The 21,568-nt window shown below is 72.5% G+C and carries 19 protein-coding genes; 14 read left to right on the plus strand and 5 right to left on the minus strand.

Features of this window, described 5'->3' with window-relative positions:
• Positions 1-55: 55 nt before the first annotated feature.
• Positions 56-664, minus strand: a complete 609-nt coding sequence (locus ABT057_RS05220) for a response regulator transcription factor (protein WP_352341087.1) — start codon at positions 662-664, stop codon at positions 56-58.
• Between the two features lie 53 nt (positions 665-717).
• Positions 718-1,422 (minus strand): hypothetical protein, encoded by a 705-nt coding sequence (locus ABT057_RS05225; RefSeq protein ID WP_352341088.1) that lies wholly within the window; start codon positions 1,420-1,422, stop codon positions 718-720.
• A 365-nt stretch (positions 1,423-1,787) separates the two neighbouring features.
• On the opposite strand from ABT057_RS05225, the gene ABT057_RS05230 reads away from it, so the two are divergent.
• Positions 1,788-4,121 (plus strand): M4 family metallopeptidase, encoded by a 2,334-nt coding sequence (locus ABT057_RS05230; protein WP_352341089.1) that lies wholly within the window; start codon positions 1,788-1,790, stop codon positions 4,119-4,121.
• Positions 4,122-4,276: 155 nt separating this feature from the next.
• Here the strand turns inward: ABT057_RS05230 and ABT057_RS05235 are convergent, their stop codons facing one another.
• Positions 4,277-5,044: a FadR/GntR family transcriptional regulator gene (locus tag ABT057_RS05235; RefSeq protein ID WP_352341090.1), complete on the minus strand. Its 768-nt coding sequence runs from the start codon at positions 5,042-5,044 to the stop codon at positions 4,277-4,279.
• A 241-nt stretch (positions 5,045-5,285) separates the two neighbouring features.
• Here ABT057_RS05235 and ABT057_RS05240 point away from each other — a divergent pair, with 241 nt between their 5' ends.
• From ABT057_RS05240 to ABT057_RS05265, 6 genes are read left to right on the plus strand one after another with little or no spacing between them, the layout of a single operon-like run.
• Positions 5,286-6,182, plus strand: coding sequence for a proline iminopeptidase-family hydrolase (locus ABT057_RS05240; RefSeq protein WP_352341091.1), 897 nt, complete (start codon positions 5,286-5,288; stop codon positions 6,180-6,182).
• A gap of 23 nt (positions 6,183-6,205) precedes the next feature.
• Positions 6,206-7,930 (plus strand): ABC transporter substrate-binding protein, encoded by a 1,725-nt coding sequence (locus ABT057_RS05245; RefSeq protein WP_352341092.1) that lies wholly within the window; start codon positions 6,206-6,208, stop codon positions 7,928-7,930.
• Entirely contained in the window at positions 7,927-8,949 is a 1,023-nt protein-coding gene (locus ABT057_RS05250) for an ABC transporter permease (RefSeq protein WP_352341093.1), read from the plus strand. The genes ABT057_RS05245 and ABT057_RS05250 overlap by 4 nt, the downstream gene beginning before the upstream one ends.
• Positions 8,946-9,923, plus strand: coding sequence for an ABC transporter permease (locus ABT057_RS05255; RefSeq protein ID WP_502973785.1), 978 nt, complete (start codon positions 8,946-8,948; stop codon positions 9,921-9,923). The genes ABT057_RS05250 and ABT057_RS05255 overlap by 4 nt, the downstream gene beginning before the upstream one ends.
• The gene (locus tag ABT057_RS05260; RefSeq protein WP_352341094.1) at positions 9,916-10,959 is read left to right on the plus strand and encodes an ABC transporter ATP-binding protein; all 1,044 of its coding nucleotides are present in this window, start codon (positions 9,916-9,918) and stop codon (positions 10,957-10,959) included. Before ABT057_RS05255 ends, ABT057_RS05260 begins: the two co-directional genes overlap by 8 nt.
• Entirely contained in the window at positions 10,956-12,005 is a 1,050-nt protein-coding gene (locus ABT057_RS05265) for an ABC transporter ATP-binding protein (RefSeq protein ID WP_352341095.1), read from the plus strand. The genes ABT057_RS05260 and ABT057_RS05265 overlap by 4 nt, the downstream gene beginning before the upstream one ends.
• On the opposite strand, the gene ABT057_RS05270 is transcribed toward ABT057_RS05265, so the two are convergent.
• Positions 11,969-13,186 (minus strand): acyl-CoA dehydrogenase family protein, encoded by a 1,218-nt coding sequence (locus ABT057_RS05270; RefSeq protein ID WP_352341096.1) that lies wholly within the window; start codon positions 13,184-13,186, stop codon positions 11,969-11,971. The genes ABT057_RS05265 and ABT057_RS05270 overlap by 37 nt on opposite strands.
• Before the next feature lie 117 nt (positions 13,187-13,303).
• Here ABT057_RS05270 and ABT057_RS05275 point away from each other — a divergent pair, with 117 nt between their 5' ends.
• The 7 genes from ABT057_RS05275 to ABT057_RS05305 all read left to right on the plus strand — a co-directional run bounded on the left by ABT057_RS05275 (position 13,304) and on the right by ABT057_RS05305 (position 20,892).
• Positions 13,304-14,140 carry an enoyl-CoA hydratase/isomerase family protein gene (locus ABT057_RS05275; RefSeq protein ID WP_352341097.1) on the plus strand — a complete coding sequence of 279 codons (837 nt, stop codon included), beginning with the start codon at positions 13,304-13,306 and terminating at the stop codon, positions 14,138-14,140.
• A 94-nt stretch (positions 14,141-14,234) separates the two neighbouring features.
• Positions 14,235-14,867 (plus strand): hypothetical protein, encoded by a 633-nt coding sequence (locus tag ABT057_RS05280; protein ID WP_352341098.1) that lies wholly within the window; start codon positions 14,235-14,237, stop codon positions 14,865-14,867.
• Complete coding sequence (locus ABT057_RS05285) at positions 14,864-17,446, plus strand: putative PEP-binding protein (RefSeq protein WP_352341099.1); 2,583 nt, start codon at positions 14,864-14,866, stop codon at positions 17,444-17,446. Before ABT057_RS05280 ends, ABT057_RS05285 begins: the two co-directional genes overlap by 4 nt.
• Positions 17,446-18,564 carry an acyl-CoA dehydrogenase family protein gene (locus ABT057_RS05290; protein WP_352341100.1) on the plus strand — a complete coding sequence of 373 codons (1,119 nt, stop codon included), beginning with the start codon at positions 17,446-17,448 and terminating at the stop codon, positions 18,562-18,564. The genes ABT057_RS05285 and ABT057_RS05290 overlap by 1 nt, the downstream gene beginning before the upstream one ends.
• 21 nt (positions 18,565-18,585) lie before the next feature.
• The gene (locus tag ABT057_RS05295) at positions 18,586-19,020 is read left to right on the plus strand and encodes a Zn-ribbon domain-containing OB-fold protein (protein ID WP_352341101.1); all 435 of its coding nucleotides are present in this window, start codon (positions 18,586-18,588) and stop codon (positions 19,018-19,020) included.
• Entirely contained in the window at positions 19,017-20,171 is a 1,155-nt protein-coding gene (locus ABT057_RS05300) for a thiolase family protein (RefSeq protein WP_352341102.1), read from the plus strand. Before ABT057_RS05295 ends, ABT057_RS05300 begins: the two co-directional genes overlap by 4 nt.
• Before the next feature lie 16 nt (positions 20,172-20,187).
• Positions 20,188-20,892 (plus strand): SDR family NAD(P)-dependent oxidoreductase, encoded by a 705-nt coding sequence (locus tag ABT057_RS05305; RefSeq protein ID WP_352341103.1) that lies wholly within the window; start codon positions 20,188-20,190, stop codon positions 20,890-20,892.
• A 6-nt stretch (positions 20,893-20,898) separates the two neighbouring features.
• On the opposite strand, the gene ABT057_RS05310 is transcribed toward ABT057_RS05305, so the two are convergent.
• On the minus strand, positions 20,899-21,546 hold the full coding sequence (locus ABT057_RS05310; RefSeq protein WP_352341104.1) for a TetR/AcrR family transcriptional regulator: 648 nt from the start codon (positions 21,544-21,546) through the stop codon (positions 20,899-20,901).
• Positions 21,547-21,568 lie beyond the last annotated feature (22 nt).

Consider the following 21,568-nt stretch of genomic DNA (forward strand, 5'->3'; position numbering starts at 1 on the left):
TCGCGGTGCGGACGTCGGTGCGCCGGCGCGTGGACGCGGAGGATCCCCGGCGTGCTCAGACCCAGCCCGCCTCCTGGGAGATGCGGATGGCGTCGACGCGGTTGCGGGCCCCGGTCTTGCGCGTGATGGTCGACAGGTAGTTGCGCACGGTGCCGTGCGTCAGGTGCAGGTCCCCCGCTATCTCCGCGACGGAAGCCCCCTGCGAGGCCAGCGACAGCACGCTCAGCTCCCGCTCCGTCAGCGGTACCCGGGCCGCCTGCAGGAAGTCCCATCCGAGCGAGTTGTCCACGAACCGCTCACCCCGCGCGACCCGTCTGACGGCTCCCAGGAGCGCCTCGGACGGCTCGCCCTTGCTGACGTATCCCAGCGCCCGCGCCCTCGAGACGCGGTGCAGCAGACCCGGTCTGCTGGGCGACGTCAGGAGGAGCAGCCCGCAGTCCCGCTCCGCCGCGCGCTCGGCCAGCGGCGCCAGCTGGGACAAGTGCGCCGCCGGTTCCGTGGAGTCCACGTCCGCCACGCACACCCGCGGCTGCCAGGAGACCAGCCCGGACACCGCGTCGGCCCACGAGGCCGCGTTCACCTCCAGGTCGTGCTCCCGGCGTAACAGGATGGCCAGCGCCTGCCGCAACAGGCAGGTGTCGTGCACGATGAGAACTTTGATCACTGCGGCTCCCAGACTCGTACGAGCCACTTCCGGTTACCCGCCCTCCTCTTCGGCTATCCCGTCAGGGGTGCCCCGTTCCCGCTGTCGCGCCTCCCGGGCCGTCGGAAGTGGCCATAGGGCGGATACGGCTTGAAGCAGACCAGCACCTCGTAGGGGTGACCGCCGCCGGGCTCCTGGACCAGCGCCGGGAGCGCCGTCATCAGCGCCGAGCGGCCTTCGACGACGCCCTTCATGCGCGGACCCCAGCCCGCCGCCTCGGCGAATTGCATGGCGGTCTCGGCGAAGACACCCCGGCTGCCGATCAGGAAGAACGTCCGGGCGTGGGTGGCGTGCCGCAACTCGTCCCGGAAGTCGGCCCGGTGCAGGCGTTCCCGCCAGGCGGCGGCGTCCCGGGCGGTGCGTGCCTCGTCGGTGCGCACGGTCAGCGAGGTGCCGGGTCCCAGCCTGCGGCGCAGCTCGGGCCACTTGCCGGGGCGCAGGCCGAGCGTGTGGTGGGCCAGGACGAGATCGACCGGTTCGCCGGTGCCCTCGTCGGGCGGGACGCCGTCGCGCAGCGGTATGTGGACGATCGTGTGCCGGGAGCAGGCGGCGAAGGAGAACAGGCCCGCGAGCCGGTTCAGCCCGTCGTGGTCGCCGAGCAGCAGGCCGATGGGCTCGGGGGCGCGCAGCGAGGTGTGGCGAAGGGGCTGCGCGGGCTGGACGACACGGTGTTCGTGCGGCCCGGTCCTGGGCCTGAACTGGCGCAGCCTCAGCCGCATACGGAGCACCTCACGACCTCAGGATCGCGGGCGGCGGGTCTCCTCGGCAACCGGGATTCCGCCCGGCACCCGGTGCAGGGCGGCCGGCCCGAACCCGGTCGGATATGGCCAACTTCGCAGGTGAGCGCCGTATTGCCGGGACGTAACGGCACACGTGGCGCGGCCCTTCCCGATCTCCCTACCGGTACGGCCGGTTGACCGGATTTCGGACATCGATCTCCGCAGTGCTGACAACCCCCGGGCGCCCTGGAACGATCAGTCCGCGCTCGAGCGGCACCCGCCATGTTCCACCGCAGGGTCGACAGCCCGCGGTTTCCCCATGTCCCGCCGCTGTCCGCCGACAGCCGGCGAGAGGAGCTGCCCACATGACCGACTCGCCCATGGGCGAACGCCGTTCGTCCTCGTCCCGTCCCACCGGATCACGAACCAGGTATCTGGCGACCGCACTCGCGGCCGGTGTGACGGCGCTCTTGCTGGCCGCTCCGGTGGTCCAGCCCGCCTCGGCGCTGGAGACCGGCTCCCGGCCTTCGACACCCCGGCACATCGACGCGGAACCCAGGCCGGGGGCCCGAGGCGTCACCCTGACCAGCTCCCAGCGCGGCGAACTGCTCGACCAGGCCGCCGAGTCGGCCGACGACACGGCGCGCGGTCTCCGCCTGGGCGGCAAGGAGGGGCTGGTCGCCAAGGACGTCACGAAGGACGCCGACGGCACCGTGCACACCCGCTACGCCCGTACCTACGCCGGACTCCCCGTCATCGGCGCCGACCTGGTCGTCCACGAGAGACCGGGCGGGCGGAGCGTCACCCGCGACACGCCCCTGGTGCTCTCGGTTCCCACGACCAGGGCCGCCGTCACACCGTCCGCGGCGAAGAAGGCGGCGCTGAAGGCCGCCGCCGGGCAGCCGTCCCTCACAGCCGAGCGGGCTGCGGCGCCGCAGCAGATCGTCTGGGCGGCGGACGGCTCCCCCAGGCTCGCCTGGAACAACGTTGTCACCGGTGTACGTGAGGACGGCACACCGAGCCGCCTGCACGTCGTCACCGACGCCGTCACCGGCGCCCGGATCACCTCCTACGACGACATCGAGGCCGGCGAGGGCCACAGCCAGTACAGCGGTACGGTCCCGCTCGCGTCGGTGCGCAGCGGCGACGTCTACCAGCTCGCCGACCCGCAGCGCGGCAACCACCGCACCTACGACGTCACCGGCGGCGTCCGCACCCTGGTGACGGACACCGACGACGTGTGGGGCGACGGCACCGCGGCCACGGCCCAGACGGCGGCCGTCGACGCCGCCTACGGCGCCCAGCGGACCTGGGACTTCTACCACGACCGTTTCGGCCGCAACGGCATAGCCGACGACGGCGTCGGCGCCGTCTCCAACGTGCACTACGGCAGCGGGTTCGCCAACGCGTTCTGGGACGACCTGTGCTTCTGCATGACGTACGGCGACGGCCTGGACGGCGCGCACCCGCTGACCGAACTGGACATCGCCGCACACGAGATGACCCACGGCGTCACCTCCGCCACCGCCGGGCTGATCTACACCGGTGAATCCGGCGGGCTGAACGAGGCCACCAGCGACATCATGGGCACCGCGGTGGAGTTCTTCGCCGGCAACGCCCAGGACACGCCCGACTTCCTGATCGGTGAGCTCGCGGACGTCCGCGGCACCGGCAAGCCCCTGCGCTACATGGACCAGCCGTCCAAGGACGCCTCCGTGAAGGGGACGTCACAGGACTACTGGACCGCGCAGACCAAGGAGCTGGACCCGCACTTCAGCTCCGGCGTGGCCAACCACTTCTTCTACCTGCTGGCCGAGGGCAGCGGCAGCCGGACCCTCGACGGCGTGGCCTACGACAGTCCCACCTACGACGGCAAGCCCGTGGCGGCTCTGGGCCTGGCGAACGCCACCAACGTCTGGTACCGGGCGCTGACCCGCTACATGACGAGCACCACCGACTATGCCGGCGCCCGCACCGCCACGCTGCAGGCGGCCGCCGACCTGTTCGGCACCACCAGCGACGCCTACGAGGCGGTCGCGGGCGCCTGGGCGGCGGTCAACGTCGGCCCCCGCTACGTCAACCACATCGCCGCCGACGCGCCCCCGGCGCGTGACGCCGCCGTGGGCCAGCCGGTCAGCCGGCGGATCACCGCCACGTCCACCCGGCCCGGTGCGCTCGCCTACGCGGCCACCGGACTGCCCGACGGCCTGAGGCTCGACCCGGCGGACGGCCGTATCACCGGCACACCCACCCGCGCCGGCACGTACGCGGTCACCGTCACCATCACCAACGGCGCCGCGGAGAAGCTCGATCTGCCCTACTCCTGGACGGTCCTGGACTCCGGCGGCGACTTCTTCGTCAACCCGGACCGCTACGACATCCCCAACTGGGAGACCATCGAGTCACCGCTGCGCGTCACCGGCCGCACCGGGAACGCGCCTTCCGACCTGAAGGTGACCGTCGACCTGATCCACGACTTCATCGGAGGCCAGATCATCGAACTCGTCGCCGAGAACGGCACCGTGATCCCGGTCAAGGACTTCGTCTGGGACACCGGCTCCGATCTGCACACCACGTTCACCGTCGACGCCTCCGCGGCGCCGGCCGCAGGCACGTGGAAACTGCGCGTCATCGACAACACCCCGGGCATCTTCATCGTGGACCCCGGCTACCTCGACCGCTGGAGCCTGGGCTTCTGACCCCGTGCCGTGCCCCGGGGCGCGGCGGTGCCGGCGCCCAGCGCCGTCCCGCCCGCCCCGGGTGCATGAACCCCGACACGCGCCTCCCCGGCCCTCTCCTCCTCGACCACGGCGCACCCGTCTGACGCGCCGGCCGCGGTGGCCGGCGGACACCGTCAGGGCGGCTCCACGGCCCGGACGCGTTCCAGCACGTCCCGGATCATCTGGGCGCTGATCGTGAAGTGGTCCCGGGCGATCTCCTCCGCTCGCTCGGGCTCACCGGCCGCGATGGCCTCGTACAGGGCCTTGTGGTCCGCACTGCCCTGGTGGAAGTGGGTCCGCTCGCCCTTGCCCCAGGGTTCGACCGGGAAGCCGAGGCTGATCCGCGCCAGCAGGTCGCGGCTGAGCGTGACGATCTGCGGATTGCCCGTGGCGGCGCAGACGGCATGGTGGAAGGCGCTGTCCGCGGTCTGTTCGTCGCGCGGCGTACGCGCCGAAAGGTAGGCGGCCAGGGCCTCACGCATGGCCTCGAGGTCGTGCGGGCGCCGGCGCCTGGCCGCCGTCGCCGCCACCATGCCCTCCACCAGCCCCCTCAGGTCGAAGAGCTGCTCGAACTCCGTCCAGCGGGGCAGCAGTGTGTGGCGGACGGCGGCCGCCGACGACTCGGTCCAGCTGTCGCGGACGTAGGCCCCTCCGTTGCGGCCACGGCGGATCTCGACGACGCCGACGGCCTGGAGGCGGCCGATCGCCTCGCGCACGGTGGGGCGGCTGACCTTCAGCAGTATCGTCAACTCGCGCTCGGCAGGCAGCCGTTGCCCCGGCAGGAAGTCTCCGACGGCGATCGCCGTGAGCAGCCGGTCGGAGACCTCGTCCACCGCGGACGCCACGCGCACCGGGCGCAGTTCCGGGGAGGGCGCGCCGCCGAGCAGGACGCGGTCGAGCACCCGCGAGAACTCGTCCCCGGGCTCGGATGTCTCAGGTACGGATGTCAGCTGTCCTCCCCGTCGAATGCCGCTTCTGTTAACCCCGCGGGCGTCACGTGAACACGCCGTTACGTCTTGTCCCGGCCCCGCTAAAAGGTCTTGTGCCCTGACCTTTTACCCGATCACTATCTCATCCATCCGTCACCCCATCTCGTTTCAGACAGCGGTCGGCCGAATTCCGGCCGGTCTGGGAGGCTTCCCCGTGGCGATCCCCGAACCGAACCACACCGGAACCGTCGACTTCAACGGCTGGTCCACCTGGTACCGGATCACGGGCGAACCGGGCAGGACACCCCTGGTCGTTCTGCACGGCGGCCCCGGCGCCGGTCACGACTACACCCTCAGCATCGCGGGCATCTCCCGGCAGGGTCGTCCCGTGGTGCACTACGACCAGCTCGGCACCGGGCTGTCCACCCATCTGCCCGACAAGGGCGCCGACTTCTGGACCGTCCAGCTCTTCCTCGACGAACTCGACAACCTGCTCAAGGCGTTGGGCATCGCCGACGCCTACCACCTCCTCGGCCAGTCGTGGGGCGGCATGCTGGCCGCCGAGCACGCCGTACGCCGCCCGCCGGGTCTGCGGGGTCTGGTCATCGCCAACTCCCCCGCGTCCATGGGGCTGTGGCTGGCGGCGGCGTCCGAACTGCGGGCCGGCCTCCCACCGGAGGTCCAGCACACGCTGGTCGCGCACGAGACGGCCGGGACCACCGACCACCCCGACTACCGGGCGGCCGAACAGGTCTTCAACCAGCGCCATGTGTGCCGCATGAACCCCAACCCGCCCGAAGTACAGGCCACTTGGGACAACATCGCGGCCGATCCGACCGTGTACCACACGATGAACGGTCCGAACGAGTTCCATGTCGTCGGCACGCTGAAGGACTGGTCGGTCATCGACCGGCTGCATCTGATCGAGGCGCCGACCCTGCTGGTGTCCGGGCGGTACGACGAGGCGACTCCCGAGACCGTCCGCCCCTACACCGACCACATTCCCGACGTGCGCTGGCACATGTTCGAGCACTCCAGCCACATGCCGCACGTCGAGGAGGAGGCGCTCTACCTCCGGGTCGTGGGCGCCTTCCTCGACTCCACCGACTGATCCCCCGACGGGAGTTCATCGTGATGTCCCGCAGCACGAGACGAAGCGCGCTCGCCGCCGCCACCGTCGCCCTCGCTCTGACCGCCGCCGCCTGCTCCTCGTCCGACGACGGTTCCTCCTCCGGCCCGACCGCGTCCTCGTCCGGCGCCGGCTCGTCCGCCTTCCAGCCGCAGCACAAGGGCGGCACGCTGAAGCTCGTCGCCCACGCCGCCGCGGGCAGTCTCGACCCGCAGGTCAACTACACGCTCCAGTACTGGCAGTTGTACCAGTCCATGTACGACGGGCTGCTCGCGTTCAAGAAGGCCGGCGGCCAGCAGTCGTTCACCGTGGTCCCGGACCTCGCCGCGGCGATGCCCAAGGTGACCAACGGCGGCAAGACGTACACCTTCACCCTCCGCAAGGGCATCACCTTCTCCAACGGCAAGGCGCTGACCACCGACGACGTGGTGGCGTCCTTCCAGCGCATCTTCAAGGTCTCCAGCCCCACCGCGGGCACCTTCTACAACGGCATCGTCGGTGCGGACGCCTGCCTGAAGAAGCCCGCCTCCTGCACGCTCGACGGAGGGGTGACGGGCGACGCGAAGGCGAACACGGTCACCGTCAACCTCACCGCCCCGGACCCCGAGTTCCCGTACAAGCTGGCCGTCCCGCACGCCAGCGTCGTACCGAAGGGCTCGCCGGCGAAGGACGCGGGCACGAAACCGCTGCCGACGACCGGCCCGTACATGGCCGCCTCCTACGATCCGAACCGGGCGCTGAAGCTGGTGCGCAACCCGCACTTCAAGGAGTGGTCGCGTCAGGCTCAGCCCCAGGGCTACCCGGACGTGATCGACTACGCCTTCGGCCAGACCGTCGAGTCGGAGGTCACCGCCGTCGAGAACGGCCAGGCGGACTGGATGTACGACCCGCCGCCCTCCGACCGGCTGGACGAGATCGGCACCAAGTACGCCTCCCAGGCGCATGTGAACCCGCTTACCGCCTTCTGGTACGCGACCCTCAACGTCAACATGGCGCCGTTCGACAACAAGCTGGCGCGTCAGGCGATCAACTGGGCCGTGGACCGGGCGGCGGTGGTGCGGCTGTACGGCGGCACGAACCTCGCCTCTCCGGCGTGCACGATCCTGCCGCCCGGCTTCCCCGGGCACGTCGACTCGTGCGACTACACCAAGGGCGGCGGCAAGACCTGGTCGGCGGCGGACGTGGCCAAGGCCAAGGAGCTGGTGAAGCAGTCCGGCACGGCGGGGCAGGAGGTCGGCATCGTCACCCAGGACGACGACGTCAACAAGTCGATCGGACAGTACCTGCAGAGCCTGCTCACCCAGCTCGGCTACAAGGCGAAGCTCAAGCCGCTGTCGGGCAACATCCAGTTCACCTACATCCAGAACACCAAGAACAAGGTGCAGTTGGCCCTCACGTCCTGGTACCAGGACTATCCGGCGGCCTCGGACTTCCTCAACGTGCTGCTGTCCTGCGCGAGTTACCACCCGGGCAGTGACTCCAGCATCAACATCTCCGGGTTCTGCGACAAGGGCGTCGACGCGAGGATGCAGACCGCGCTCAAGACCGCGCAGACCGACCAGAAGAGCGCCGACCAGCAGTGGGGCACGATCGACCAGGACATCATGGGGCAGTCCCCGCTGGTCCCGCTGATCAACCCGAAAATCATCGACTTCACGTCGACCCGCGTCGGCAACTACCAGTTCAGCAAGCAGTTCTACATGCTCGTGGGGCAGTTGTGGGTCAAGTGAGCCCCGTACTGCTCCCGTCGTCCGAGGCCCGGCGCTCGCCGGGCCCCTGGCGCACGGCCGCCGCCGACCTGCTGCGCAACAGGCCGGCCCTGGCCGCGGCCGTCGTCCTCCTCCTCGTGGTGCTGGCGGCCCTGTGCGCGCCGCTGTACGCGGACCACATCGCCCACACCGACCCGTTCCAGTCCCATGTCTCCGGCACCACGGTCGTCGACGGGAAGACCGTGCCCGTGCTCACCCCCAGCAGTACCGGTCTGGGCCTCGGGGTCACCCCCATCGGGCCCACCTGGGATCCGGCCCACTACTTCCTCGGCGCCGACAACCAGGGCCGCGACGTCATGGCACGCCTGCTGTACGGCGGCCGTACGAGCCTGTTCATCGGGGTCACCGCGGCGCTGCTCACCTGCGTCGTCGGAACGGCCGTCGGTATCGTCGCCGGGTACACGGGCGGGGTGGTGGACGCGGTCGTCTCCCGGATCCTGGACGTCATCTGGGCCTTCCCCGTCTACCTGCTGGCCATCTGTCTGTCGGTCGTCCTGCTCACCGACGGTCTGCGCCTGGGACCGCTCACCGTGGACGCGGGAAGTCTCTGGCTGCCGGTCGCCATCATCGCGGCGATCTACGTGCCGTACATCGCCCGTCCGCTGCGCGGCCAGGTCCTGGTGGTGCGCGAGAAGGAGTTCATCCAGGCCGCCGTCGGCTCCGGCGCGCCCACCCTGCGCGTCCTGCGCCGGGAGGTGCTGCCGAACGTCCTGCCCACGGCCCTCGTCTTCGTTCCGCTGATGACCGCGCTGGCCATGCTCACCGAGTCCGCCCTGTCCTTCCTCTCGGTCGGCGTGCAACCGCCCGACGCCAGCTGGGGCACGATCATCGAGGACGGTCTGGGACTGCTCTACACCCGGCCGGCCGTGACGATCGCGCCGGGCCTGCTGATCGCCCTGACCACCGCCGCGCTCAACGTCCTCGGCGACGGGGTGCGGGACGCGCTCGACCCGGGCGCCCGGCTGCGCGGAGGGGTGTGACGTCCGTGCTCTCCTTCGCCGTGAAGCGCTTCGCCTCGGCCCTGCTGGTCATGTTCGCGATCAGCGTGCTGGTCTTCCTGATCTTCTTCGCCACCCCGGGCGTCGACCCGGCGGCCCGTATCGCCGGCCGCAACGCCGATCCGGCCACACTGGCCCAGGTACGCCACTCCTTCGGACTCGACCGCCCGCTCCCCGTCCGCTATCTGCTGATGATGCGTCACCTGCTCGTCGACCGCGACCTGGAGTCCTTCGTCAACCGCGGCGCCCGGGTGATCCCGCAGATCGTGCAGGCGACCCCGGTGACGCTGTCGCTCGTCGTCGGCGCGGCGCTGATCTGGATGACGGCCGGCATCCTCATGGGCACGGCCGCGGCGACCCTGCGCGGCCGCGCCGCCGATCCGCTGATCATGCTGGTCGGCGTGGTCGGGGTCTCCCTGCCCGCGTACTGGCTCGGCGAGGTCGTCAACCTCCTCACCCAGAAGCAGCTGCACGACTCGCTGTTCTCCTGGGTGCCGCCGCCCGGATACGTCGCCCTGAGCCGGAACCCGGGCGACTGGGCGCTGCACCTGCTGTTCCCCTGGCTCACCCTGGCCCTGCTGTACGCCGGGATCTACGCACGGCTGCTGCGCGGCGAGGTGGTGACCGCGCTGGGCGAGGACTATGTGCGGACCGCACGTGCCAAGGGCCTGTCGGAGCGGCGCATCCTGATCCGGCACGCCCTGCGCTGCTCGCTCATCCCGATCGTCTCGCTGTTCGGCCTGGACTTCGGGGCTCTGGTCGGCGGGGCCGCACTGCTCACGGAGGTGGTCTTCGGCCTCCCCGGCATCGGCAAGCTGACCTTCGACGCGCTGCAGAACCTGGACCTTCCCGTGATCATGGGGACCGTCCTGTACGCCGCGTTCTTCGTGGTCCTCGCCAACGCCCTGGTGGACATCCTGTACGCACGACTCGACCCGAGGGCCCGCCATGCCTGAGCCTCTGTTGGACGTACGGGAGCTGCGGGTGTCGTTCCGTACCCGCGGCGGATCCGTCACCGCCGTCGACGGCCTCTCCCTCTCGGTGGCCCCGGGCGAAGTCCTGGGCGTCGTCGGGGAGTCGGGCTCCGGCAAGAGTGTCTCCATGCTGGCCGTGCTGCGGCTGCTGACCAGCCCGAACGTCACCGTCTCGGGCGAGGTCCGCTTCCGCGGCCGCGACCTGCTCACCCTGCCCGACAGGGAGATGCGCGCCGTGCGGGGCCGGGAGATCGCCATGGTCTTCCAGGATCCGATGACCGCGCTGACCCCCGTCCACACGGTGGGCTGGCAGATCGCCGAGCAGATCCGGGCGCACGAGGTGGTCTCGCGCAAGGAGGCGCACGCCCGGGCCGTCCGGCTGCTGTCGGACGTCGGCATCCCCGACGCCGCCTCCCGGGCCAAGGCCTATCCGCACGAGTTCTCCGGCGGCATGCGCCAGCGCGCGGTCATCGCGATGGCCCTCTCCTGCTCTCCGTCGCTGCTGATCGCCGACGAGCCGACCACCGCCCTCGATGTGACCGTGCAGGCGCAGATCCTCGACCTGATGCGGGATCTCAACGCACGCGGCTCGGCCATGGTGCTGATCACGCACGACATGGGCGTGGTCTCCGAGATCGCCGACCGGGTGCTGGTCATGTACGGCGGCCGGGTCGCCGAGGAGGGACCGCGCCGGGCGGTGTTCCACGCACCGCGGCATCCGTACACCTGGGGGCTGCTCGACTCGGTTCCCCGGGTGGGCGGCGCCCGGCTGCGGCGGCTGCCGACCATCGCGGGTGTGCCCGTCTCACCGGGGGATCTGCCACGAGGGTGCGCGTTCGCGCCGCGTTGCCGGCTGCGGCACGAGCGGTGCGAGGAACCGCAGGTCCTCTCCGCGGGGTCCGGTGACGCCGGACACCGCGACGCCTGCCGGCTGCCGCCGGACGACCGGGCGGCGCTGCGGGAGACGGCGCGGACGGCGGCCATGGACTCGGAGACGGAAGCGGAGGTGGCACCGTGACCACGCAGGGACTCACGGAGGTGGACGAGGCGGCGGGCCCGCACGGCGAGGTCCTGCTGCGCGCCACGGACGTCACCAAGCACTACGTCCTGCGCCCGGACGGGTTCTCCCGGCGCCGCAGGGTGCTGCGCGCGGTGGACGGCGTCTCGCTGGAGGTCCGCGCCGGGGAAACGCTGGGCGTCGTGGGCGAGTCGGGCTGCGGCAAGTCCACGCTCGGCCGCTGTCTGGTCCGGCTCACCGAACTCAGCGGCGGGCGGGTCGAGTTCGACGGCCGGGACATCAGCACCCTGTCCTCGCGCAGGCTGCGCCCCGTCCGTCCTGGGATGCAGCTGGTCTTCCAGGACCCGCAGGCCTCCCTCAATCCCCGCCGCCGGGCCGGCGACATCGTGGCGGAGCCGCTGCTCATCCACCGTCACGGGGACTCCGCCGCGGTCCGGCGCCGGGTGGCCGAACTGTTCGACGTGGTGGGCCTGGCGTCGGCGCACCTGGACCGCTATCCGCACGAGTTCTCCGGCGGCCAGCGCCAGCGCATCGGTATCGCCCGCGCCCTGGCCACCGCGCCGAAGCTGATCGTCGCCGACGAGCCGGTGTCCGCGCTGGACGTGTCGATCCAGGCGCAGGTGCTGAACCTGTTCGCCGACCTCCAGGAGGAGTTCGCGCTCACCTACGTCTTCATCGCCCACGACCTCGGTGTGGTCCGCCACGTCTCGGACCGGATCGCCGTGATGTACCTGGGCGAGATCGTCGAACTCGCCGACACGGAGGACCTGTACGGCTCCCCCGCCCACCCCTACACGGAGGCGCTGCTCTCCGCGGTCCCGGACCTCGACGACGGGACCGCGCCGGCAGCGGTCAGGGAACGCGTGGTCCTCACCGGCGAGGTGCCCAGCCCGGCGGACAAGCCGACGGGCTGCACGTTCCACACCCGCTGCCCGTACGCGCGCGAACGCTGCGCCCTGGAACGCCCCCCGCTGGTCGCGACGGCCCCCGGGCGCCGGACCGCCTGCCACTACCCGCTGACCGGGGGGCCGTCCGGCGTTCGGTAGGGCCGCACCGCGCGGCGCGCTATGGCGAAACGGTGGGTCTCCGACGGGCCGTCGTAGATCCGGAACGGCCGCACCTCCCGGTACAGACGGGCCAGGGGTGCGTCGGCGGCCGAGATGCCGAGGGCGCCGCAGATCTGCACCGCACGGTCGACCACCCGGTTCACCGCCTCCGCCACGAAGGTCTTGGACACCGAGGTGAGCTGCGCGGCGGCGGCGGAGCCGGTGTCGAGTTCCCAGGCGGTCCGCAGGATCAGGGCGCGGCTCGCCTCGATGTCGATCTCGGAGTCGGCCAGCATCTGCTGGACCATGCCGAGGTCTCCCAGCGCCGACCCGAACGCCATCCGGCTGCCCGCCCGCTCCAGCGCGACGTCCTGGGCCCGGCGGGCCGCTCCGAGCCAGCGCATGCAGTGGGTCAGCCGTGCGGGACCGAGCCGGACCTGGGCGCCTTCGAAACCGCGGTCCACGGCGCCGAGCACCTGCTCCTCCCCCACCACGCACTCCTCGAAGACGATCTCGCTGTGGCCGGCGAACAGCGACTCGTCGAGGGTCTCGATCGTCCGGACGAGGCGCATGCCGGGGGTGCCGGCGTCGACCAGGAACATGGTGGCGCCACCCGGGTCGCCGGGGCTGCCGGAGGTGCGGGCCATGACGATGGCGAAGCCGGCTCCGTCGGCCCCGGTGATGAACCACTTGTGCCCGTCGATGCGCCAGCCGCCGGGAACCCGGGTGGCGGTGGTCCGCAGGGAGCGGGGATCGGCACCCGCTCCCGGAGCCGGTTCGGTCATGGCGAAGCAGGACCGCGTCCCGCCCGCGGCGAGCGGCCGCAGGTACTTCTGCTGCTGCTCCTGCGTGGCGATCTTCTCCAGCAGGTGCATGTTGCCCTCGTCGGGGGCGGCGCAGTTCAGCGCGAGCGGTCCGAGCAGCGAGTAGCCCGCCGCTTCGAACACCACCGCCTGGCCGCGCAGGTCGAGCCCGTGCCCGCCCCACCGGGCAGGGACGTGCGGAGCGAACACACCCGCGTCCCGCGCGGCCTTCTGCAGGGTCTCCCGCACCGCCTCGGGGGCGTCGTGCACGGACCCGCCGCACTCGCGCTCGGCCGGAATGACCACCTCGCGCACGAACTCGGCAGTCGACGTGGCGAGTTGCGCGACCGTCGGGTCGACATCGAACTGGATGGGCACGGGACCTCCCGCGGACGGGCGTACGGGCATCGGCTCCCGTCGCTCCTAGAAACTGTATAGCGTCTTCAGTATCTTGCCGGGAAGCACCCGGCTGCGGAAGACGACAGGAGAACCACCATGAGCCCGACCGCGAGCACCGAGCCGGTCCGGATCGTCCGCCGGCCCGACGGAGTCGTCGAACTGAGACTGGACGATCCCGGGCGGGGCAACGCCCTGGACCTGAGGACGGCCGAGGCACTGCGGGACGCGGCCTTCGAGCTGGCCGCGGACCCGGGCGGCGCGGTCCTGCTGCGGGCGGCGGGCGGCAGCTTCTGCGTGGGCGGCGACCTGCGCGCCTTCGCCGGTCGCGGCGCGGAGACGGGCGCCTACGTGCACGCCGTGGCGAGCGCCGCGCACGCCGCGATACTGGCCCTGTACGACCTGCCGGTGCCGCTGGTGACCGCCGTGCGCGGGGCGGCCGCTGGCGGCGGGATCGGTCTCGCCCTCGTGGGAGACATCGTCCTGGCGGCCCGGTCCGCGCGGTTCCGGCTGGCGTACACGGCGATCGGGCTCACGCCGGACTGCGGGGCGTCCTGGTTCCTGCCGCGTCTGGCGGGCCCCCGGAGGGCGGCGGACCTGATCCTGACCAACCGGGTCCTGACCGGCGACGACGCCGAACAATGGGGCCTGGTGTCGCGGTGCGTGGACGACGACGGCCTGGACGACACGGCACACCGGACCGCGGCCGATCTGGCCGCCGGCGCCACCGGCGCGCTGCGCGCCGCGAAGAGCCTGCTGCGCGCGGGAGCCGCCGACGAACTGCGCCGCCACCTCGCCGAGGAGGCGCGGTCGATCGTCGCCCTCGCGGACGGCCGGGAGGCACAGGACCGCATGGCGTCCTTCCTCGCCGCGCGGGGCCGTCCGAAGGCGGGCGACAGCCGGGCCGAGGCCAGGGAACCCGAAAGTGTTTCTTGAGTTCCTCTTCACTAACCAGCCCGCCGAGGCGTAACCTCCGGGCAACACAGAACCGAGGAACCGGTCACCACAGAACCGGGGAAAAGGTGTGGCGATGCAATCTGCTGCCGTGGACCTTCCGAACGGGTCCGACGAGCCCCTCACCGAAGCCGTCGTCGACCTCGTTCTGCGTGGCATGTGGCGCGGCAGGCCGGAGTCCGAGCACCGTGAGCTGGCCGACGCCGGGCTGGCGATGGTGAAGGGGCCGGTCGTCCTGCCGACCGAGCGTGCCAAGGCCGCCGCCGCGCGGATCCTGCGGGTGCCCGCCGGCTCCGAGCAGGAGGAGCGGATCACCGCGGCGTACGAGGCGTTCCTGCCGGTCAACCGGAAGATCCGCGACGTGTGCACCGCATGGCAGTGCCGCCCCGACGGCACCGCCAACGACCACTCGGACGACGTCTACGACGCCGGGGTGCGTGAGTCGCTTGAGGACGTGCACGAGGCCATCCAGCCCGTGCTGCGCCGGCTGGACCGGGTGCTCGCGGGCAGCGGACAGTACCTGACGGCCCTGGAGGACGCCCTCGACCGCTTCGACGACGGCGCGCCGGAGTGGCTGGCCTCGCCGCTGTGCGACTCGTACCACACGGTGTGGATGCGGCTCCACCAGGAGCTGCTGCTCGTGCTGGGAATCAGCCGGGCCGAGGACGAGGCCCGTGAAGAGGAACTGGTCGCGAGGAGCCGGGGTTGAGCGTCACCGACCGCGCGGCGGACCCGCTCGCCCCGGCCGGGGCGCCCTCCGGTACCCCCGGCCGGAACCTGGTGCCCTACGGCCAGGGCCGGAGCCGGGGTCTCGACGCCGCTCAGCTGGGCGCGCACGGCGCGGCGATGGACCGGCTGGTGGCCCTCGGCCTGCCGGTCGTGCCGGGGCTCACCGTGCCCGCCGGCGCCGCCTCCTCGCTGTGCGGACCCGACACCGCCGAAGCCGCGGTGGAACTGGTCGAACAGCTCTCGGGGCGCCGGATCGGCGACGCGGCCCGGCCGCTGCTGCTGCGCCTGTCGGCGAGCGCGCCGAGCGAGATCGCCGGACTGCCGCCCGACCTGCCCTGTCTCGGCGTCGCCCCCGCCCGTGCCGACGACCTGTGTGCCGTCATCGGGCGCGCGGACGCGCTGTACGAGGTGTGGGCCGCCACCATGCGCATGATCGCCGAGTACGCCCTCGACGTGCCCGGCGCACTGCTCGACGACGCCCTCCTCGACGCGTCCGGACCGCGGGCACGGGTGGAGGTACTGCTGTCCCTGGTGGCGGAGCACGGCTCCCGGCCCTACCCCGACGACCCGGCGCAGCAGCTCGCGCTGGCCGCGCGTGCCCTCCTGGGCCGGTGGGACTCACCGCGTGCCCGAAGGTCCCGCCGCGCCCAGCGGCTCCCCGCCGAGCTGGCCGTCGCCCTGCATGTGCAGGCCCTGCGCATCGGCCCGGCGGACCACTCGGGCCACGGCACGGCGGTCAGCCGCGATCCCGAGACCGGGCGCCTCTCCCTCCATGGCTCCTTCTTCCGGGGGGTGCGCCGCAGCGCCCCGCCGCCGCACACCGGTGAACCGCTGGACCGGCTCGCGGGCGGCACCGCTCTGCTGGAGCACTCCCTGCTCACCCTGGAGCGCCATCTGCGCGCGCCGGTGTCGGTCGACTTCGAGGTGCGCGACGACGAGATCTCCCTGCTCGCCGCCTCGGCGCAGCTCCGCCCGCCGCTTCGGGCCTCGGTGTGTCTGGCCGCGGACCTGGCCCGGGACGGGGCACTCGGCCGCGAGGAGGCCGTACGGCGGATCAGCCCCGCGCAGGTGCAGGAACTGCTGCACCCCCAACTGCGGCTGACCGGCGGGGAGGAGCTCTTGGTGAGAGGACTGCCCGCGTCGCCCGGGGCGGCGACCGGTGCGGTCGTGCTGTCCAGCGAACGTGCCCTCGAACTGGCCTCGGACGGAACGCGGGTCGTGCTCGTGGCCGCCGAGACGACCCCGGCGGACGTCCCCGGGATGCTGGCCTCCGCCGCCGTGCTCACCGGCAGCGGCGGAATCGCCTCGCACGCCGCCGTGGTGGCACGGGGCGCCGGCAGGCCCGCGGTGTGCGGCGCCGAGGGGCTGCGGGTCGACCTCGCCGCCGGGACGGTCCGTTTCGGCGAGCGGGTGGTGCGTGAGGGCGACCCGGTCTCGCTGGACGGCCGTACCGGCGCCGTCTACGCCGGGACGCTGAGCGTGAGCGTGGCCGGACCGCCGCCCGAACTGTCCACCCTGCTGGAGTGGGCGGACGGCGTACGCCGGCTGGGTGTGCGGGTCAACGCCGACACCGCCGCCGAGGTGGACACGGCCCTCGCCCTGGGCGCGGAGGGTGTCGGGCTGTGCCGTACGGAACACCAGTTCCTCGGTGAGCGGCTGCCGCTGATCCGCCGGGTGCTGCTGGCCGCCGACCGGACGGCCCGCGACGAAGCGCTGCTGGGACTGGAGCACGCCCAGCACGAGGACTTCCGCGCGTTGCTCGCCGCGGTCGGGAACCGCCCGGTGACCGTGCGCCTGCTGGACGCCCCGCTGCACGAGTTCCTGCCCGCCCCCGGGCAGGCCCTGGACGCGGCCGAGGAACAGCGGGCCGCCGCGCTGCGCGAGGCGAACCCGATGCTCGGGCTGCGCGGGGTACGGCTCGCGCTGCTGCACGAGAGGCTCTACCCGGCGCAGGCCGAGGCCCTCTTCACCGCCTGGGCCGACGTCGCCGCGACCGGGGTCCGGCCGGAGCTGGAGGTGATGATCCCGCTCGTCAGCCTGCCGGAGGAACTGGCCACCGCGGCCGCGTACGTACGCGGCGCGGCCGACACGGTCGCCGCCCGCACCGGGGTGGAGGTCCCGTACCGGCTCGGCACGATGATCGAGACCCCGCGGGCCGCGCTGCTGGCCGGCGAACTGGCCGAGCACGCCGAGTTCTTCTCGTTCGGCACCAACGACCTCACCCAGCTCACCTACGGGTTCTCCCGGGACGACGTCGAGCGCCAGGTGCTCGCCTCGTACCAGGAGCGCGGGTTCCTGACCGCCAGCCCGTTCGCCCGCCTCGACCCGCACGGGGTGGGCGCCCTGGTCCGCCTGGCGGCCGAGCGGGCGCGCGGCGTACGGCCCGCCATCAAGCTGGGCGTGTGCGGTGAGCACGGCGGGGACCCCGAGTCGATCGCGTTCTGCGACGACCTCGGTCTCGACTACGTCTCCTGCTCCGCGCACCGCGTGCCGGTGGCCCGGATGGCGGCCGCGCACAGCGCCCTGCGCGAGCGGCGTGAGAACTCCGGGAGCGCATGATGACGACCACCGTGACCGACGGCACGACTCTGTCGGACGCCGAACTGGAGGACCTGCGCGAGACCGTGCGGTCGGTGTGCGCCGACGCCGGCGGCACCGCCGCGGTACGCCGTCTCTCCGAGGAGGCACCGGGCATCGACGCCGGGTTGTGGGACACCCTCGGACGGCAGGTCGGCCTGGCGGCCCTCGGGCTGCCCGAACCGGCGGGAGGCATCGGCGGTCTCGCCGAGATCGCCGTGGTCTGCGAGGAACTGGGCAGGACACTGGCACCGGTCCCGCTGCTGTCCTCCACCGTGCTGGCCGGTCAGGTGCTGGCCGGCTGCGGTACGGCCGACAAGGCGCTGGCCGGGCTGGCCGCGGGCACCGTGCACGCCCTGGCGGTGGCCGCGCCCGACGGGACCTGGCGGCCCGACGCCGTGCCGGTGGCCGTCTCCTGGCAGGGCGGTGTCCCCCTGCTGCACGGCACCGCGCCGTTCGTGCTCGACGGTGCCGACGCCGAGACGCTGGTGGTGGCCGCGGCCGGGACCGACGGGGTGGACCTCTTCCTGGCCGGCCCGCGCGAGCCCGGGGTCACGGTGCGCCGGGTACCCACGCTGGACCTGAGCCGGGGGCAGGCGGTGGTCACGTTCTCCGGCGCGCGGGCCCGGGTGCTGACCGCCGGCGGCGAGGGGGCGGACCTCGTCTCGCGCGCCCTGGACGTGGCCCTGGTGGCGCTGGCCGCCGAGCAACTGGGCGGAGCGCAGGCCGCCTTGGACATGACGGTGGCCCATGTGCGCGACCGTAGCCAGTTCGGCCGGGCGATCGGCGGCTTCCAGGCGGTCAAGCACGCCTGCGCCGACATGCTGCTCCAGGTCGAGGGCGCGCGGTCGGCCGTGGTGCGCGCGGTCCGGGCGGACGGCTCGCCCGGGGCGCTGGCCGAGGCGGCGGCGGTGGCACAGGCGTGGTCCTCGGAGGCGTTCGTCTCCGTGGCCGCCGAGGCCGTGCAGCTCCACGGCGGGATGGGCTTCACCTGGGAACACGACGCACACCTGTACTTCCGGCGTGCCCAGTCCGACGCGGTGCTGCTGGGCGGCGCCGCACACCATCGGGAACGGCTGGCCGACCTGCTGGGCTGGTGACGTGGAAAGGAGGGACGGAACATGACCACCAGGCTCATCGACGAGTCGTTGTTCGAGAACGGGGAGCCCCACGGCGGGGACGGGCCGCGGCTCCTGGGCGCCCGCTGTTCGGGGTGCGGCACGGTCGTCTTCCCCCGGCAGGACTCGTGCCCCAGGTGTCCGGACGGGGTGATGTCCGCACGGGTGCTGCCGGTGAGCGGGCGGGTGTGGTCGTGGACGCTCCAGGCGTTCCCGCCGAAGCCGCCGTACCGGCCGCCGGCCGGCGGCCACCGGCCGTACCACGTGGGCTATGTGGACCTCGGTGAGGTGCTGGTCGAGGCGCGCCTCGTGGTGCCGCGCGCGGAGATCCGGATCGGTCTGCCCGTCCGGCTCACCACGGTGCCCGCCTACCGGGACGAGGACGGAACCGAGGTGGTGACGTTCGCGTTCCGCCCGGAGCGGGACGGGGAGCGATGAGCGGGCCCGACGACGTGTACGTGGTCGGATGCGGCATGCATCCCTTCGGCCGCGACGAGAGCGTCACCGGCATGGACATGGCCGAGCGGGCGGTGCGCGAGGCGCTGGCCGACGCCGGGGTCGGCTGGGCGGACATCGGCTACGCGGCCGGCGGGTCCGACGTGTCCGGCAAGCCCGACACCCTGGTGGGCCGGCTGGGCCTGACCGGAGTGCCGTTCGTCAACGTGCAGAACGGCTGCGCGACCGGGGCCTCCACCGTGCTCGCGGTGGCCAGCGCCCTGCGCGCGGGCGAGGCCTCCCTCGGACTGGCTGTGGGGTTCGACAAGCACGAGCGGGGCGCGTTCCATGTCTCCGCGGCCCGGTACGGCCTGGGCGACTGGTACGCCGAGACCGGAATGATGCTCACGACCCAGTTCTTCGCGCTGAAGACCCAGCGGTACCTGTACGAGCACGGGATCTCGCAGCGGGCGCTGGCGATGGTGGCCGCGCGAGCCTTCCGCAACGGCTCGCACCATCCCCTGGCCTGGCGGCGCAAACCGCTGACGGAGCAGGAGATCCTCGACTCCGCCGAGGTCAGTCCCCCGCTCACCCAGTACATGTTCTGTTCGCCGGGCCAGGGCGCGGCCGCCCTGGTGCTCGCGCTCGGCGACCGGGCGTTCGACCTGTGCGAACGGCCGGTCAGGCTGGCGTCGTTGGCCTTCCGGACCCGGCGGTTCGGTTCGTTCGAGGTGTTCTCGCCCTGGCTGCCGCCGGGACCGCACCGCAGTCCCAGCGTCGACGCCGCGGCGGCGGCCTTCCGCACGGCGGGGGTTCGGCCCGCCGACGTGCGGGTCGCCCAGTTGCAGGACACCGACAGCGGCTCGGAGCTGGTCCACCTGGCGGAGACCGGGCTGTGCGGCCACGGCGAGCAGGAGGAGCTGCTGGCCGGCGGGGCCACCGGTCCCACGGGCCGGATACCGGTCAACACCGACGGCGGCTGTCTGGCCGGCGGAGAGCCCGTCGGCGCCTCCGGGCTGCGTCAGTTCCACGAGGTCGTACGGCAGTTGCAGGGCCGGGCGCCCGGTGTGCAGGTGCCGGGCGCTCCCCGGGTGGGCTTCACCCATGTGTACGGGGCGCCCGGGATCAGCGCCTGCTCGGTCCTCACGGTGTGAAAGGGGCGGACACGCCATGCGACACGACGACAGAACCGCGCTCGTCACGGGCGGGGCGCGCGGAATCGGCCTGGAGATGTGCCGGCAGCTCGCGGACCGGGGGCTGCGGGTCCTGGTCGCGGCGCGAGCACGGGAGGCCGCCGAGGAGGCGTGCCGGGCGGTCGGTCCGGCGGCGCTGCCGCTGGCCCTGGACGTGACCTCCGCGAAGAGCGTCGGCGAAGCGGTCCTGGAGGCACGGGAGCTGACCGGCCGGATCGACGTCCTGGTGAACAACGCGGGAGTGTCCCTGGACCGGGAGCTGCGGCCTCCGTGCCTCGACGAGGACGTCCTGCGGGCGACACTGGACACGAACCTCACCGGCGCCTGGCGCATGGCGCAGGCCGTCGTCCCGGGCATGGTGGAGGCGGGCTACGGCCGGGTCGTGAACGTCACCAGCTCGTACGGTTCCCTGGCGCTGATGGACTCCGGCCGGCACCCCTCCTACCGGATCTCCAAGACGGCGCTCAACGTCCTGACCCGGATGCTCGCGGCCGAGCTGGCCGGCACGGGCGTCCTGGTCAACGCCGCCGACCCCGGCTGGACCCGCAGCGGCATGGGCGGCCCGGCCGCTCCGCGCGGTCCGGAGGTGGGTGCGGACACCCCGGTCTGGCTGGCGACGCTTCCCGAGGGCGACGGGACGACGGGCGGGCTGTTCGCCGACCGCAGGCCACTGCCCTGGTGAAAGACTTCAGGTGGCCTGCTTCTGCTCGGCGGCCACGATGCGCAGCGCCAGCTCCCTGACCGCCTCCAGCACGGACCGGGAGGGCAGTTGCGACAGCGGTCCTCCCTCCGCCCGCAACGCCGTGACGAGCATGGTCGTACTGATCAGGGTGCGGACCGCGAGGGCCTGTGACGCGTGCCGGGCCTTCGCCGCGCGGGGGCTGCGCGTGGTCCCCTCGGGCAGATAGTCGTAGCCGCGCTGGATGTGCCGCTGCTCGAACTCGTCCCGCAGCACCTTGACGCTGCCGTTGGCGGAGGCCACCTGGACCTGGTAGAGCCGCGCCTCGTCCGGGTTCCGCTCCACCCACTCCCACACGGCGTCGATGACGCGGACCAGGCCCTCCGCGTCACCCGGCTCGGACTCCGGCCTGGCCGCCTCCACGACGGCGTTCAGCTGGTCGAAGACCCGGCGCATGGCGAGTTCGAGCAGTTCCTCCTTGCCGTCGAAGTGGTAGTAGACGGCCGTGGGGACCACCTGTGCCTCGTCCGCGATGTCCTGGATGCTGGTCTCCGCGAACCCGCTGCGGCCGAACACCCGCACGGCGGCGGTGATGATGTGCTGCCGCCGCGAGGGGCGGTGGGCGGGCTGCTTGCCGTTCTTCGTGGTGGCCATCATGCTCCCTGCCCCGCTGCCGTGA

Origin of the sequence: Streptomyces sp. NPDC002588, from assembly GCF_040295925.1 — a bacterium.
Classification (GTDB): Bacteria; Actinomycetota; Actinomycetes; order Streptomycetales; family Streptomycetaceae; genus Streptomyces.